Origin of the sequence: Streptomyces sp. MnatMP-M17 (assembly GCF_900091995.1) — a bacterium.
Classification (GTDB): Bacteria; Actinomycetota; Actinomycetes; order Streptomycetales; family Streptomycetaceae; genus Streptomyces.
Map to the genome: position 1 here is coordinate 1 of NZ_FMDK01000464.1, position 14,805 is coordinate 14,805.

A 14,805-nucleotide genomic window follows, 5' to 3' on the forward strand; every position below is an offset into this window, starting at 1 on the left:
CCGTGGAACCGGCTGCCGGGCCGCCGCCGCACCGGGCGGCGGGCAGTTGTACGGAGCGGTCCCGCGCTCCGTACGGAGAGCCGTGCCGGGAGTCCGTCGCGGACACCGCGCGGGCGCCGTCGGGAGATCCGGCGGGCGAGGTGGTCCGCTGGGCGTCGCTGAGCTGTCTGCTGGTCCCGGTGGTCCTCACCGTGTACGGCACGTCCGTCGGCGGCACGATCGCCACGACGCTGGGCCTCGCCGCGGTGACCGCCGTCTGCCGGCTGCTGCTGCGCCGTTCCGAGGGCTCCGCCGCCCAACCGCGGGCGGTGGGGGCGAAGATGGGAGAACGGCCGTGTACGGGCGTGGGCGCGAGGGCGGAAGCGGGCGCGGAGGGCCGGGCGGGCGCGAGAAGAAGAGCGCGCGGGAGGACGAGGAACGGAGCAAGGATGTACGGAACGTACGGAACGTCCGGAAGCCGACGGTCCTCGGGCGGTCGGGGGGCGCATCGAAGCTCACGCACGCGTGAAGGTAGTGCGCCGGGAGATTGAAAGCTTCGCACAGACGCACCCATCACTTTTCGGCCAACTTCACACTGGGAGAGAACCCTTGGGGAAATGGCCTGCCAACCCCCTTGCCACCAGGGAAGAAAGGACCGACCCAGTCCTCCGCACCCTACGGGGACGGGCCATGCACGCGAGGCCCACTTCCACTCTCGGCTCCCGAGTGGAACGCTTCGTGATCGAATGCTTCGCGCCAAGTTGCCTTGTCGACATAGCGCCGGATGGAGAACTTGTCACGCCGGCACCACGGGACACAGTAGATTCGATCATGAGTATCGAAGGCTGGGGACCCGTGCAAAACCGAGGGGAATCGTGCAGGAGCGAGAGGCCCGACAAGAACGGGGAGACGCGAACACCGAGGGGGGCTTAGCGCCATGAGCCAGGACTCCATTGCCGCACCGGAGTCAGCACGGAAGCTTTCCGGGCGTCGCCGACGAGAAGTCGTCGCCGTGCTGCTCTTCAGCGGTGGCCCCATCTTCGAGAGCTCAATTCCGCTCTCGGTGTTCGGAATCGACCGCCAGGACGCCGGGGTTCCCCGCTACCGCCTGCTCGTGTGTGCCGGGGAGGACGGACCGCTGCGCACCACCGGCGGGCTCGAACTCACCGCGCCGTACGGCCTGGAGGCGATCAGCAGGGCGGGCACCGTGGTCGTGCCGGCATGGCGGTCGATCACATCGCCGCCACCACCGGAGGCGCTGGATGCGCTGCGCCGGGCGCACGAGGAGGGCGCGAGAATCGTCGGTCTGTGCACCGGCGCGTTCGTGCTCGCCGCGGCCGGTCTGCTGGACGGCCGCCCGGCCACCACACACTGGATGTACGCGCCGACGCTCGCCAAGCGCTATCCGTCCGTGCATGTGGATCCGCGTGAGCTGTTCGTCGACGACGGCGATGTGCTGACGTCGGCGGGCACGGCAGCCGGAATCGATCTGTGTCTGCATATAGTCCGGACGGATCACGGCGCGGAGGCCGCGGGCGCGCTCGCGCGCAGACTGGTCGTACCTCCGCGGCGCAGTGGCGGTCAGGAGCGCTATCTGGACAGGTCTTTACCAGAAGAGATCGGCTCCGACCCGCTCGCCGAGGTCGTGGCCTGGGCGCTGGAGCATCTGCACGAGCAGTTCGACGTGGAGACGCTCGCGGCCCGCGCGTACATGAGCCGCCGTACGTTCGACCGGCGGTTCCGCTCGCTGACCGGAAGCGCGCCGCTCCAGTGGCTGATCACCCAGCGGGTGCTTCAGGCACAGCGGCTGCTGGAGACCTCCGACTACTCCGTCGACGAGGTCGCCGGCCGCTGCGGCTTCCGTTCACCGGTGGCGCTGCGCGGCCACTTCCGGCGCCAGCTCGGCTCCTCTCCCGCGGCCTACCGGTCCGCCTACCGGGCCAGGCGCCCGCAGGGCGAGCCGATGGCGCCGGGAGTCATGGAGTCGGTCGTGCCGGCCCAGGCCTCACCGCACGCCAGGCGGGCGGCGGCAGCCGTCGGTCTGCCGGGCCAGACGGCCACGTCGTCGGCGGTGCCGGAGCAAGGAAAGCCAGGTTCCGACATGTACGCAACAGGTCCGGGCCGTCCGAGTCTGCCCGGCCAGCGGAGCGCCCCGTAGGGTAAGGCGTATGAACGACCGCATGGTGTGGATCGACTGCGAGATGACCGGGCTCTCGCTGACGGACGACGCACTCATCGAGGTGGCCGCCCTGGTCACCGACTCGGAGCTGAACGTGCTCGGTGAAGGGGTGGACATCGTGATCCGCCCGCCGGACGCGGCGCTGGAGACCATGCCCGAGGTGGTGCGGCAGATGCACACCACCTCGGGACTCCTCGACGAGCTGGCGGGCGGTACGACGCTGGCCGCCGCCGAGGAGCAGGTCCTGGCGTATGTACGCGAGCATGTCAAGGAGCCCGGCAAGGCTCCGCTGTGCGGGAACACGGTCGGCACCGACCGCGGCTTCCTGCTGCGTGACATGCCGACGCTGGAGGGCTACCTCCACTACCGCATCGTGGATGTCTCCTCGGTCAAGGAGCTGGCCCGCCGCTGGTATCCACGGGCGTACTTCAACAGCCCGGAGAAGGCCGGCAACCACCGCGCGCTCGCCGATATCCGCGAATCCATCGCGGAGCTGCGCTACTACCGCGAGGCGGTCTTCGTACCGGCGCCGGGCCCGGACTCCGACACGGCCAAGCAGATCGCGGCCAAGCACGTGCTCCACACGTCATAGCCCCATCCGGGCACCCCCGCACCCCGGGAAGCGCCCGCCGCCACCGCAGCACGAATACAGGCGCGAGCACCCTCGCGGACCCTGTACACTTTTTCTCGGCCGGTCGGAAAGCGACCGGTCGTGGTGGGTATAGCTCAGCTGGTAGAGCACCTGGTTGTGGTCCAGGATGTCGCGGGTTCGAGTCCCGTTACTCACCCTGAGTGAGCAAGGCCCGGTTCGCGCAAGCGGACCGGGCCTTCTTCGTTCGCGGGAGCCGAGGTCGGTCCGGGTCGGTCCAGGTCGGTCCGGGTCGGTCCAGGTCGGTCCGGGTCGGTCCAGGTCAGGAGGAGGCCCGGACGATCAGCTCGGTGGGAAGCACGATCTGCGGCGGCGGTGTCGCGGCGCCGGTCGGGCGGGTGGCGATTTCTTCGAGGACCAGACGGGCCATCGCTCGGCCCATCTCCTCGATCGGCTGGCGGACGCTCGTCAAGGGCGGGTCCATATGGCGGGCTATCGCCGAGTCGTCGAAGCCGATCAGGGCCACGTCGTCCGGGATACGGCGGCCGGCGGCGCGGAGAGTCTGGCGGGCGCCGGCGGCCATGACGTCCGAGGCGGCGAAGACCGCGTCCAGGTCCGGGCGGCGCGTGAGGAGTTCACGCATGGCACGGCGACCGCCGTCCTCGGTGAAGTCGGCCACGGCCGTCAGCCGCCCGTCCGGGGCCTGTCCGGCGTCCGTGAGGGCCTGGCGGTAACCGTCGAGGCGGCAGGCCGCGCCGTACACCTCCAGCCGGCCGGTGATGGTCGCGATGGTGCGCCGGCCCCGGGCGAGAAGATGGGCGACGGCCGTACGGGCGCCCTCGGCGTTGTCGGAGTCGACCGCGGGCAGCGGTTCGGCCGCCGAGCGCCGGCCGCTGATGACCGTCGGGATACCGAGCTGGGTCAGCAGCTCCGGCAACGGATCGTCCGCGTGGACCGAGACCAGCAGCGCTCCGTCGGCGCGGTGCGCGGCCAGATACTGGGCGAGGCGCCGGCGCTCGCGGGCGCCGCCCGCGAAGGTCAGCAGCAGCTGCATCCCCGTCTCGGCGAGCGCCTCGCCGACGCCGCTGACGATGTCGGAGAAGTACGGCTCGGCGAAGAACCGCTCCTCGGGCTCGGGCACCACCAGGGCGATCGCGTCGGCGCGGTTGGCGGCGAGGGCGCGGGCCGCGCGGTTCGGTACGTATCCCAGCTCGGCGACCGCCGCCTCGACCGCCGCCTTGGTCCGCTCGCTGACCCGCGGCGAGCCGTTGATCACCCGCGAGACCGTCCCACGGCCGACCCCGGCGCGCGCGGCCACCTCTTCGAGCGTGGGCAGCTTGCCGCCGCGCCCTCGCGCCGCCGAAGGCGCTGAAGGCGCTGAAGGCGTCGGACGCGCCGAGCGCGCTGAAGGGACGTCAAGTGCTTCCGGCTCTTCCGGCACTCCCGGCTCTCCCGACGCGGCCTCCGGCGTCCTCCGTACCCGGCCCGCCTCCTGGGCTCCGTCCGCTCCCCGGACTCCCGGGGCTTTCCGAGACGCCATCCCTGCCTCCCCCAACGAATCCACCGCCCGAACGGCCGCCCACCCCATGGCGCCCATGACGCAAACCAACAAACGGATAAACGAGCCACCTCGCGCCGCCCGGTCCCTTGACACCCCTACGGGGACCGGCGACGCTTCAACACATCACACATGGGAGCGCTCCCACCGTACCTGACCCATATCAGCCCCGCACATATCCCGACCGCACCGGCCCTTCCCAACTACTGTGCTGTGCACATCAGTTGGGCCGTAGCCCGGCATGTCGGTGCGGTGTATTAGGAGGACGTAATGCGCACACGTACTCGCTCGTCCCGTCGGCTGGTGGTCCTCGCGGCCGTCGCCGCGCTGGGCGCCGGAGCCCTGGCCGGCTGCGCGGCGGACACAGAGGATCCTTCCGGCAGCGCCTCGGGCGGAGGCGTCAGCGGCAAGGGCAAGACCACGATCACGGTGGGAGTCTTCGGGGCCTTCGGCCTCAAGGAGGCCGGGCTCTACGACCAGTACATGAAGCTCAACAAGGACGTGGTCATCAAGCAGACCTCGATCGAGCGCAACGAGAACTACTATCCGCAGCTCCTCACCCACCTCGGCAGCGGCAGCGGGCTCGCCGATGTCCAGGCCATCGAGGTCAACAACATCGCGGAGATCACCGCCACCCAGGGCGACAAGCTCGTGGACCTCGGGAAGACCGAGGGCGTGCAGAAGGACAGCTTCCTGCCGTGGAAGTGGTCGCAGGCCACCACCACGGCCGGCAAGACCATCGCGCTCGGCACCGACATCGGCCCGGAGGGCATCTGCTACCGCAAGGACCTCTTCGCCGCCGCGGGCCTGCCCACCGACCGTGAGGCGGTCGGCAAGCTGTGGGCGGGCGACTGGAACAAGTACCTCGACGCGGGAAAGCAGTTCAAGGCCAAGGCGCCCAAGGGCGCGGCCTTCGTGGACTCGGCGAGCGGTGTGATGGCCGCCATCACCGGCAGCAACGCCAACCGTTTCTACGACAAGGACGGCAAGGTCATCTACAAGACCAACCCGGCCGTGCGCCAGGCCTGGGACATCGCGGCGGACTTCGCGGGCTCGGGACTGACCGCCAAACTCCAGCAGTTCACACCCGGCTGGGACCAGGGATTCGCCAACGGCACCTTCGCCACCGTCTCCTGCCCGGCCTGGATGCTGGGCTATATCCAGGACAAGGGCGGTGAGGCCGGCAAGGGCAAGTGGGACGTGGCCGCCGCGCCCAAACCCAGCAACTGGGGTGGCTCCTTCCTCGTCGTACCCGAAGCGAGCAAGAACAAGGAAGCCGCGGCCAAACTCGTCGCCTGGCTGACCGCACCCGAACAGCAGGCCACGCTCTTCGCCGAGCGTGGCAGCTTCCCGAGCTCCCAGGCCGCGTACTCCCTGCCGGCCGTGTCGGGCGCCAAGCACGAGTACTTCGACAACGCGCCCATCGGTGAGATCTTCTCGGCTGCGGCCAAGGGTGTACCGGTCCAGATCGTCGGACCGAAGGATCTGATCATCGCGCAGAACCTGGCCGACATCGGCATGCTCCAGGTCGACCAGAAGGGCACGTCCTCCAAGGACGGCTGGAACGCCGCCGTGAAGGCGATCGACAACGCGCTGGACCAGTGACCGATGGCCAGTGACGCACGTGCCGCCGCGCCCTCCGAGGAGGAGGGCGCGGCCCCGGCGCCGGACTCACCCGCCACGGGCGGCGGGAAGACCGGCCCAGACCACGACACGTACCGCGACGGACATCAGCAGCAACCCGACGACGAGCGCGAGGAGCGGCGCCGTGAGCGGCGCAGCCGCCGGTACCGCCGCGATGTGCGCTGGAGTCCTTACGCCTTCATCGCGCCCTTCTTCGTCTTCTTCATGGCCTTCGGGCTCTTCCCGCTGCTCTACACCGGCTGGGCCTCCCTGCACCGCGTGGAGCTGACCGCGCCCACCGACATGGAGTGGGTGGGACTGCGCAACTTCTCCCGGCTGCTCAGTGACGAGTTCTTCTGGAACGCGCTCCAGAACACCGTCACCATCGGGCTGATCTCCACCATCCCCCAGCTTCTGATCGCGCTGGGCATCGCGCATCTGCTCAACTACCGGCTGCGCGGCTCGATGTTCTTCCGCGTCGCCGTACTCACTCCGTACGCCACCTCGGTGGCCGCCGCGACGCTGGTCTTCGTCCTGCTCTTCGGCCGTGACTACGGAATGATCAACTGGCTGCTCGGACAGATCGGCATCGGTGCCGTCGACTGGCAGAACGGCACCTGGACCTCCCAGCTCGCGGTCTCCACGATCGTCATCTGGCGCTGGACCGGCTACAACGCCCTGATCTATCTGGCGGCGATGCAGGCCATCCCCAACGATCTGTACGAGTCGGCGGCCCTGGACGGCGCCTCGCGCTGGCAGCAGTTCATCCATGTGACCGTGCCTTCGCTGCGACCGACGATCCTGTTCACCTGTGTGGTCTCGACCATCGGCGCGACACAGCTCTTCGGCGAGCCGCTGCTCTTCAACGGCGGCGCGGGCGCGACAGGCGGCGCCAGCCACCAGTTCCAGACGCTCGGGCTCTATCTGTACGAACAGGGCTGGGTGAATCTCCATCTCGGCCGGGCCTCGGCGATCGCCTGGACGATGTTCCTGATCCTGCTGATCATCGGCGCGGTGAACTGGGTCATCGGCCGCCGTCTCCGCAAGAGCGCGTAGGGAGACCACTCATGTCGACGACTTCACAGACACTCACCGATCCGCGGACACCCGGCCACTCCGAGGCGGGCCGGAGGATGAGCGGCGCCCGGCCGAAGAAGCGCGGCGCGGGCCGGCAGCTCCACGGCGGGCGGATCACCTACGCCGTACTGATCATCTTCACCATCGGCTCGCTCTTCCCGCTGGTGTGGACGGCGATCGCGGCCTCCCGCAACAACACCCGGCTCGCCCAGACGCCTCCGCCGTTCTGGTTCGGCGGAAACCTCTTCAAGAATCTGGAGATCGCCTGGACCGACGCCAATATGGGCACGGCCCTGCTCAATACGACCGTCGTCGCGGGCGCGATCGCGGCGGGCACCGTGCTCTTCTCCACCCTGGCCGGCTTCGCCTTCGCCAAACTGCGCTTCCGGTTCCAGAATCTGCTTCTGCTGCTGGTGATCGGCACGATGATGGTGCCGCCGCAGCTCAGTGTCGTACCGCTGTACATGCTGATCGCCGAGCTGTCCTGGACCGACCAGCTCCAGTCCGTCATCCTGCCGACGCTGGTCAGCGCCTTCGGCGTGTTCTTCATGCGGCAGTATCTGATCGGAGCGCTGCCCACGGAGCTGATCGAGGCGGCCCGGGTGGACGGCGCGAGCAGCTTGCGGGTGGTGTGGCATGTGGTCTTCCCGGCCGCGCGGCCCGCGATGGCCGTGCTGGGAATGCTGACCTTCGTGATGGCCTGGAACGACTTCTTCTGGCCGATCATCGCACTGACGCAGAACGGCAATCCCACCGTGCAGGTGGCACTGACCGGGCTCGGCCGCGGCTATATCCCCGACCAGTCGGTGATCATGGCGGGCGCGCTGCTGGGCACGCTGCCGCTGCTGCTCGCCTTTGTGATCTTCGGCAGACATATCGTCGGCGGCATCATGCAGGGCGCGGTCAAGGGCTGAGCCGTACGTCCCTGTACGCCTCGCGCGCCCTGTACTTCTGTACGGCCCAGCGCCTCCGTACCTCTCGTCCGTCACCCCCCACCGCTCACTCCTCACCTCACACCTACGGCAACGGGAGCTGACCCATGTCCGACACCTTTCCGCCCGGCTTCCTGTGGGGCACCGCCACCGCCGCGTACCAGATCGAGGGCGCGGCCCGGGAGAACGGCCGTACGCCGTCCATCTGGGACACCTTCAGCCACACACCAGGCAAGGTCGCGCAGGGCGACACCGGCGACATCGCCGTCGACCACTTCCACCGCAGGGCCGAGGACGTCCGGCTGATGGCGGACCTGGGCGTGAACGCGTACCGCTTCTCGGTCTCCTGGCCGCGCGTCCAGCCCACCGGGCGCGGTCCCGCCATCCAGCGCGGTCTCGACTTCTACCGCGGGCTGGTCGACGATCTGCTCGGCCATGGCATCGAGCCCGTCCTCACGCTCTACCACTGGGATCTGCCCCAGGAGCTGGAGGCGGCGGGCGGCTGGCCGGAGCGCGAGACGGCGTACCGCTTCGCGGAGTACGCACGCTACGTCGGCGAGGCGCTCGGCGACCGGGTACGGCGCTGGACCACCCTGAACGAGCCCTGGTGCAGCGCCTTTCTGGGATACGCGTCCGGCGTGCACGCCCCGGGCCGTACGGACCCGGCGGCGGCGCTGCGCGCGGCGCACCATCTCAACCTCGGCCACGGTCTGGCCGCGCAGGCGCTGCGTTCCGTGCTCCCGGCGGACGGCCGGCTCTCGGTGAGCCTCAATCCGTCGGCTGTACGGGCCCGTACACAGTCACCCGCCGACCTGGACGCGCGGCGCCGTATCGACGCGCTCGCGAACCGGATCTTCACCGGCCCGATGCTGAACGGCGCGTACCCCGAGGATCTCTTCGCGGACACCGCGCGGATCACCGACTGGTCCTTCGTCCATGCCACGGACCCGGCGACGATCCGCCAGCCGCTGGACTCGCTGGGCATCAACTACTACGCGCCTGCGGTGGTCTCGGCCGCCACGGACGAGTTCGCAGGGCGCCACGACGGCCATGGCGAGAGCGAGCACTCGCCATGGCCGGGCGCAGACTCCGTCGCCTTCCACCAGCCGCCCGGTGAACTCACCGAGATGGGCTGGTCGGTGGATCCGAGCGGACTGTACGACCTGCTGATGCGGTACACGCGCGAGGCGCCGGGACTACCGCTGATGGTCACCGAGAACGGCGCGGCGTACGCGGACAGGCCCGGTGCGGACGGTACGGTCCACGACCCGGACCGGATCCGCTATCTGCACGGCCATCTCGCGGCGGTCCGGCGGGCGATCGACGACGGCGCCGATGTCCGTGGCTACTTCCTCTGGTCGCTGCTGGACAATTTCGAGTGGGCGTACGGCTACGGCAAGCGCTTCGGCGCGGTGCATGTGGACTACGAGACCCAGCGGCGTACGCCGAAGTCGAGCGCGCTCTGGTACGCCAGGCTGGCCGGTACGGGCGTACTGCCGGAGGTCCCGGTCGGCTGAGGCGGGCCCACCGGACCGTCGCCGTACGCACGCGTCCCGGGCCTTCGTCGTACGTGCGAGCCCCGGCCGGATGGGTGTGGGGGGTCGGTCCGGCCGGGGCGGCGGGGGGCGGCTGGTGGGGCAGCCAGGACAGAACGCTAGCCGTCCCGGCATGGACAAATGGGCTGTACAGGACAGGGGCCACGGTTCTTAGGGCGCGCTTAAGGTGCGCATCGGAACCGATTAAAGATCCGGCGCCTGTTGAAGATCGGGCGCCTGCCTTCGCCCCGCCGAGCCCAGGGCCGGAGTCCTCAGACCTCCGCCGCCCTGCGGCCCTGCGCCGCCCGCTTGCGACGGCCGAGACGGTGCCCGCGCGGCGCGTCCGGCGCGCGCCAGCCGTCGAGCCCGATCCAGATCCGTACCTCGGTGCCGCCGAGCACCGAGCGCCCGATCCGTACGTCTCCGCCCGTCGACTCGGCCACCCGGCGCACGATGTCGAGGCCGAGCCCGGTCGAACCGTCCCGTCCGCCGCTGTTGCCGCGCGCGAGCGCGGCCCGGGGATCGGCGATACCCGGGCCCGCGTCCGAGACCAGGACGATCACGGCGTCCTCGCCGTTGTGCACATCGACGGCGAAGGCCGTGCCCTCCGGTGTGTGCCGGAAGACATTGCCGAGCAACGCGTCGAGCGCGGCGGCCAGTTCGGCCCTGACGACCGGGATACGGACCGGGCCGCCGATGCCCGCGACCCGTGCCGTACGGCCCTCGTCCTCGGCCAGCGCGGACCAGAAGTCCATCCGCTCCCTGACGACTTCGGAGACATCGCAGCCGCCGGCCGGCCCGGCGGCCACCGTCTGCGGCTTGGACTCGCGGGCGGTACGGATGATCGTGTCGACCTCGCGTTCCAACTGGGCCACGGCCGCCCTGGTCTGGTCGGCGGCCGGACCTTCGCCCAGCGAGGCGGCGTTGAGGCGCAGCACGGTGAGCGGGGTGCGCAGCCGGTGCGAGAGATCGGCGGCGAGTTCCCGCTCGTTGGCGAGGAGCTGGACGACCTGGTCGGCCATCGAGTTGAACGCGACGGCGGCGGACCGCAGTTCGGTGGGCCCTTCCTCCGGGACCCGCGCGCCGAGCTTTCCCTCGCCCAGCGCGTGCGCCGCGTACGCGAGGCGCTGCGCCGGCTCGACCATGCGCAGTCCGAGCCGGTCAGCGACCGCGACCGAACCGACCACCAGCGCGAGACCCACACCCGCGAGCACCAGCCAGGCAGTGGTGACTCCGTTGGAGACCTCGTCGTCGGGCACGAAGATCTCGACGACCGCGATCCTCGCCTGGCTGAGCGCGGTCGGCTGGAGCAGTGCGAAACCGCCCGTGACCTCGGTGATGGAGGCGCGGCCGATCCGCCGTACGGTCCGCAGATCCTCCTCGGCCGCCCGGCGCGTACCGATCTCCAGTGGCAGACCGCCCGGCTCGTCGGCGGCCGGGACATGGACGGCCATCCGTCCGTACGCGCCGGCCAGCGTGGAGGCGACGGCCCGTTCCAGCTCCGCGCGGTCGGTGGTGATGGAGAGCGTCGGGCCGATGGTGGCGGCCTGCCGCTCGGCGTTGGTGAAGGCCCGGTCCCTGGCCATCTCCTTGATGACCAGTCCCAGCGGGACGGCGAAGGCCACGACGACCATCACGGTGACGGCCACGGCCACCTTGACCAGGGCCCATCTCATTTCCGCGGCTCCCGTCTCATTTCGGCGGCTCCAGCTTCACCCCGACACCGCGCAGCGTGTGCAGATAGCGCGGCCTGGCCGCCGTCTCGCCGAGTTTGCGCCGCAGCCAGGAGAGATGGACATCAATGGTCTGGTCGTCGCCGTACGACTGCTGCCAGACCTCGGCGAGCAGCTCCTTGCGCGGTACGACCACTCCCGGGCGCCCGGCGAGAAAGGTCAGCAGATCGAACTCACGTCGCGTCAGATCCAGTACGGATCCGTCCAGTTCGGCCTGGCGGCGCAGCGGATCGATGGAGAGCCCGCCGACCCGGATGACACGCGAGGGCGTGGCCTCGTCGGCGCCGGCGCGTGAGCGGCGCAGTACGGCCGCGATCCTGGCCGAGAGATGCTCCACCGAGAACGGCTTGGTGAGATAGTCGTCGGCGCCGTCGTTGAGCAGCCGTACGATCTCCGTCTCGTCGTCCCGCGCGGTGGCGATGATCACCGGTACGTCGGTGATGCCGCGCAGCATCTTCAGCGCCTCGGCACCGTCGAGATCCGGCAGCCCGAGGTCGAGTATGACCACGTCGAACCGGAAATGGGCGACTTCGCGCAGCGCCTCCAGGGCGGTACCGACGCTCCGTACGGTGTGGGAGGCCTCGGTCAGGTGCCTGATGAGGGCGGAGCGCACGAACTGGTCGTCCTCGACCACGAGCACACTGGGCATGGGCGGCACCGTACGCCATCCGGGGAACGCGAGGAGGCCGGTCCCGGCGGTCCGTGATCCACGGGCCCTGTGTGGCACGAGTGTTGTCCGGAGCCGGTGTTGTCTGGCGCGGGTGTCGCGGGGTGCGGCACTATGGCCCGGATGCGCAGAGGACTGGTACACGCGATGGCGTGGTCGCTGGCCACCGGCGCGGCGGTCACGCTCACGTGGTGGGGCGTCCGTACGGTCATGGCTGGTACGGCCTACGATCCGCCGCGCGCGCTCGCGCTGCCCTCGGACAACTGGGCGGCGCCGCGGCCCAGTCCGGTCACCTCCTCCACCCAGCGTCCTCCGAGCCCGTCCGCGCGGCCGAGCCGCCCGGTGAAATCCGCGGACGCGGACGCACACGCGAGTACGGGCACGGGTGAGGGCGCCGGTACGGGCGCGGGAACGGCGGCCCCGGGCGGGGACCAGCAGCCGTCGCCGTACGCGTCGACGGGAGAGCCCGCGCAGGGCGGCGCGGACGGCTACGCGGAACCGCCCGATTCCGGGCGCGTGAAGAGCTATACGGTCGACGGCGGCCGGGTCGCGTTCGACATCGGCGAGGTCTCGGCCGAGCTGGTCTCGGCGACACCGGACGCGGGCTGGCAGATGCAGGTGTGGACGCAACCGGCCTGGATCCGGGTGACGTTCACCCAGAACGGCCGGGAGGTCTCGGTGTTCTGCACCTGGAACGGCCATCCGCCGATGGTCCAGTTCGACGACCGCTGAGCGCGGCGGGCGGCGACGGCCGGTCGTCAGGTGAACGCGTCGGCCGGAGGCGGCGGTGACGGCTTGGCGCTCGCGTCCGTGACGGCGGGCGCTCCACCGGTGAAGTCGGCCAGCGCGCGCCCGTGTTCGACCCGTCCCGGATGCGGATCGCTCGCAACCCGGCGAGTCAGTTCGGCGAGCGGCAGCTCACGGTCGGAGGCGAGCAGTACGGCATTGCCGAAGCGGCGCCCGCGCAGCACGGTCGGATCGGCGGCGAGCGCGAGATGCGCGAAGGCGGTGGCGGCGGTGGCGATCTGCCCGCGCAGATGGCCGAGCGGCGGTCCGTCGGCGAGATTGGCCGCGTAACAACCGTCCGGCCGCAGGGCCCGCCGTATCTCCGCGAGGAACTCGACGCTGGTGAGATGAGCGGGAGTACGGGCGCCGCCGAACACATCGGCGATCACCAGATCCGCCCAGCCGTCCGGCACCTTGGCGAGCCCGGCGCGGGCGTCGGTGGAGCGGACCCGGATCCGGGCGGCGGGATCCAGCGGCAGCCGCGCGCGGACGAACCGGACGAGCGCGGCGTCCACTTCGACGATCTGCTGGGTGGAGCGTGGGCGGGTGGCGGCGATATAGCGGGCGAGAGTGAAGGCGCCGCCGCCGAGGTGCACGACCTGGAGCGGCCGGCCCACGGGCGCCAGGAGATCGGCGACATGGCCGAGTCTGCGCTGGTACTCGAAGGAGAGACGGGTGGGATCGTCCAGATCGACATGGGACTGCGGAGCGCCGTCGATCAGCAGCGACCAGGCGCGAGGCCGCTCCCGGTCGGGTATCAGCTCGGCGCTCCCCCCGTCGACGGCCTCCACCACGACGGCCGCCCTCGCCGTACCCGTCGCACCACGCCTGTTCCTCGCCACAGGGCCAGCTTATTTGAGGGCTCGGATGCCCGACCGGTTCTCGCGACCGCCCCTCGCCCGGCCGCCTTGGGGTGCGGACACGTTCCGGCCCCGCACGGCCGCCGGCGAGGAGGAGGACTAGCGGCACCTGTCCACCACTTCGATCAGGCGTGCCGCCTGGCCCAGGGCTTCCCTCAGTACCGCCGGGTCCGTGACCCGGCCCGTCGCGTCGGGCGGCAGCAGCCAGTTCGAGCCCGTGACCGGCGGATCCGCCGGGAGACGCATTCCGCGGCCATGTGTCTGCGTACACGCGCTGCCCGGCATGTCCCAGCCCGCCGCGGTGCCCGGCGGCACCAGAAAGCCGAGGGTGTCGCAGGGAGCGTCATGGAGCACGGGCCCCACCGCGGGCGCGCTCCCGCGGCGCAGAATGTCCACCGCTTCGAGCCCCTGCCGGGCCGGAACGGTCACCAGGTCGCAGGGCTCCCCCGCGTCCCCGGAACGCGTGCCGAACTCCTGGCCGTTCGTGTGCTGAGACTCCAACAAGGGAACCCCTCCTCGTCGAGCGCAGACGCCTTGAGCGTCTCCAGGGGGTCCAACGCCCGAGGGCGTCAACGGCTACGGCGGCACGCCGCCGCAAAGGATGGCAGTTCATAGCAGATCGTGGGCGAGATATCCGCTTTGCGCGCAAACCCTGTGTGTACGACCCATCACAACCGGTACGTTCTTGCTTCGCCGGAAGTGCCGGACGGACGTGCCGGACCGGACGGAAGTGCCGGAGGAGACCGGCGGCTCCATCGGCTGTACCAGGAGAGGGCTCGGTCATGGCGTCGTCCCGGGCAGTTCCCAACCACGCCTTCCGCAGGCTGCGCGCTCAGCGCTCGCCGGCGGAGTTCGCCGCCGCCGTACGCAGGGCCGCTCGGGAGATCGGTGAACATGTCGCCTGCGACGCACGCTATGTCGGACGGGTGGAGGCGGGCGAGATCCGCTGTCCCAACTACGCGTACGAACGGGTCTTCCTGCATATGTTCCCGGGACTGACACTGAAGGACCTGGGCTTCTCCGCGCGGGAAGAGGTACGCGGCAGAGCGGCCCGGATCATGGCGGAGCCGACGCCCGCACCACTGCCTCCGCCTCCGCCACCGGCGCCCGTCAGCGACACCAGTACTGCCGGTGCTGTCCGCGATACGAGTGAGACCAGCGACACCAACGAGGAGAGCGACGTGCTGCGTCGCGCATTCATGACGAGCGGCCCCGTCACGGTGATGGCCGCGTCCCTCGGTCTCGGCGGTGCGCCCGCCGCGGCCGTGCCCGCGCCGCGGCGCGTCG

12 protein-coding genes, 1 tRNA gene and 2 pseudogenes are annotated in these 14,805 nt (G+C 70.4%); 9 read left to right on the plus strand and 6 right to left on the minus strand.

The genetic code is table 11. The annotated features are described in order from the left end of the window. Nucleotides 1-502: pseudogene (locus GA0115259_RS42880) on the minus strand (hypothetical protein); the annotation flags it as partial. A gap of 414 nt (nucleotides 503-916) precedes the next feature. On the opposite strand from GA0115259_RS42880, the gene GA0115259_RS20910 reads away from it, so the two are divergent. From GA0115259_RS20910 to GA0115259_RS20920, 3 genes are all read left to right on the plus strand, one after another. Then, nucleotides 917-2,137 (plus strand): GlxA family transcriptional regulator, encoded by a 1,221-nt coding sequence (locus GA0115259_RS20910; protein ID WP_093599405.1) that lies wholly within the window; start codon nucleotides 917-919, stop codon nucleotides 2,135-2,137. A 10-nt stretch (nucleotides 2,138-2,147) separates the two neighbouring features. Beyond that, a complete protein-coding gene (orn, locus tag GA0115259_RS20915; RefSeq protein WP_093599408.1) occupies nucleotides 2,148-2,750 on the plus strand; it encodes an oligoribonuclease in 603 nt (200 codons plus the stop codon). A 123-nt stretch (nucleotides 2,751-2,873) separates the two neighbouring features. Further along, nucleotides 2,874-2,946 (plus strand) — tRNA-His (locus tag GA0115259_RS20920). A 123-nt stretch (nucleotides 2,947-3,069) separates the two neighbouring features. Here the strand turns inward: GA0115259_RS20920 and GA0115259_RS20925 are convergent. Further along, a complete protein-coding gene (locus tag GA0115259_RS20925; RefSeq protein WP_256098067.1) occupies nucleotides 3,070-4,065 on the minus strand; it encodes a LacI family DNA-binding transcriptional regulator in 996 nt (331 codons plus the stop codon). A gap of 510 nt (nucleotides 4,066-4,575) precedes the next feature. Here GA0115259_RS20925 and GA0115259_RS20935 point away from each other — a divergent pair. From GA0115259_RS20935 to GA0115259_RS20950, 4 genes are all read left to right on the plus strand, one after another. Next, complete coding sequence (locus GA0115259_RS20935) at nucleotides 4,576-5,910, plus strand: ABC transporter substrate-binding protein (protein WP_093599414.1); 1,335 nt, start codon at nucleotides 4,576-4,578, stop codon at nucleotides 5,908-5,910. A 3-nt stretch (nucleotides 5,911-5,913) separates the two neighbouring features. After that, nucleotides 5,914-6,984 carry a carbohydrate ABC transporter permease gene (locus GA0115259_RS20940; protein ID WP_093599417.1) on the plus strand — a complete coding sequence of 357 codons (1,071 nt, stop codon included), beginning with the start codon at nucleotides 5,914-5,916 and terminating at the stop codon, nucleotides 6,982-6,984. A 77-nt stretch (nucleotides 6,985-7,061) separates the two neighbouring features. Further along, a complete protein-coding gene (locus GA0115259_RS20945) occupies nucleotides 7,062-7,919 on the plus strand; it encodes a carbohydrate ABC transporter permease (protein WP_237540264.1) in 858 nt (285 codons plus the stop codon). A gap of 125 nt (nucleotides 7,920-8,044) precedes the next feature. Continuing rightward, nucleotides 8,045-9,454, plus strand: coding sequence for a GH1 family beta-glucosidase (locus GA0115259_RS20950; RefSeq protein WP_093599423.1), 1,410 nt, complete (start codon nucleotides 8,045-8,047; stop codon nucleotides 9,452-9,454). Between the two features lie 290 nt (nucleotides 9,455-9,744). Here GA0115259_RS20950 and GA0115259_RS20955 read toward each other — a convergent pair whose 3' ends face one another. Together GA0115259_RS20955 and GA0115259_RS20960 are read right to left on the minus strand one after the other, a co-directional pair. Then, nucleotides 9,745-11,148, minus strand: a complete 1,404-nt coding sequence (locus GA0115259_RS20955; RefSeq protein ID WP_093599426.1) for a sensor histidine kinase — start codon at nucleotides 11,146-11,148, stop codon at nucleotides 9,745-9,747. Between the two features lie 16 nt (nucleotides 11,149-11,164). Continuing rightward, on the minus strand, nucleotides 11,165-11,854 hold the full coding sequence (locus tag GA0115259_RS20960) for a response regulator transcription factor (protein ID WP_176732605.1): 690 nt from the start codon (nucleotides 11,852-11,854) through the stop codon (nucleotides 11,165-11,167). Nucleotides 11,855-11,986: 132 nt separating this feature from the next. On the opposite strand from GA0115259_RS20960, the gene GA0115259_RS20965 reads away from it, so the two are divergent. Beyond that, nucleotides 11,987-12,604: a hypothetical protein gene (locus GA0115259_RS20965; RefSeq protein WP_093599431.1), complete on the plus strand. Its 618-nt coding sequence runs from the start codon at nucleotides 11,987-11,989 to the stop codon at nucleotides 12,602-12,604. A 26-nt stretch (nucleotides 12,605-12,630) separates the two neighbouring features. On the opposite strand, the gene GA0115259_RS20970 is transcribed toward GA0115259_RS20965, so the two are convergent. After that, nucleotides 12,631-13,500: a spermidine synthase gene (locus GA0115259_RS20970; protein ID WP_093599433.1), complete on the minus strand. Its 870-nt coding sequence runs from the start codon at nucleotides 13,498-13,500 to the stop codon at nucleotides 12,631-12,633. A 117-nt stretch (nucleotides 13,501-13,617) separates the two neighbouring features. Further along, a complete protein-coding gene (locus GA0115259_RS20975; RefSeq protein ID WP_093599436.1) occupies nucleotides 13,618-14,019 on the minus strand; it encodes a hypothetical protein in 402 nt (133 codons plus the stop codon). Nucleotides 14,020-14,300: 281 nt separating this feature from the next. Between GA0115259_RS20975 and GA0115259_RS20980 the strand changes: the two are divergent. Continuing rightward, nucleotides 14,301-14,805: pseudogene (locus GA0115259_RS20980) on the plus strand (tetratricopeptide repeat protein); the annotation flags it as partial.

Coding starts and splice junctions, on each gene's coding strand:
- GA0115259_RS20910 (WP_093599405.1), top strand. CDS start 917: ATGAGCCAGGACTCCATTGCCGCACCGGAGTCAGCACGGAAGCTTTCC.
- orn (WP_093599408.1), top strand. CDS start 2,148: ATGAACGACCGCATGGTGTGGATCGACTGCGAGATGACCGGGCTCTCG.
- GA0115259_RS20935 (WP_093599414.1), top strand. CDS start 4,576: ATGCGCACACGTACTCGCTCGTCCCGTCGGCTGGTGGTCCTCGCGGCC.
- GA0115259_RS20940 (WP_093599417.1), top strand. CDS start 5,914: ATGGCCAGTGACGCACGTGCCGCCGCGCCCTCCGAGGAGGAGGGCGCG.
- GA0115259_RS20945 (WP_237540264.1), top strand. CDS start 7,062: ATGAGCGGCGCCCGGCCGAAGAAGCGCGGCGCGGGCCGGCAGCTCCAC.
- GA0115259_RS20950 (WP_093599423.1), top strand. CDS start 8,045: ATGTCCGACACCTTTCCGCCCGGCTTCCTGTGGGGCACCGCCACCGCC.
- GA0115259_RS20955 (WP_093599426.1), bottom strand. CDS start 11,148: ATGAGATGGGCCCTGGTCAAGGTGGCCGTGGCCGTCACCGTGATGGTC.
- GA0115259_RS20960 (WP_176732605.1), bottom strand. CDS start 11,854: ATGCCCAGTGTGCTCGTGGTCGAGGACGACCAGTTCGTGCGCTCCGCC.
- GA0115259_RS20965 (WP_093599431.1), top strand. CDS start 11,987: ATGGCCCGGATGCGCAGAGGACTGGTACACGCGATGGCGTGGTCGCTG.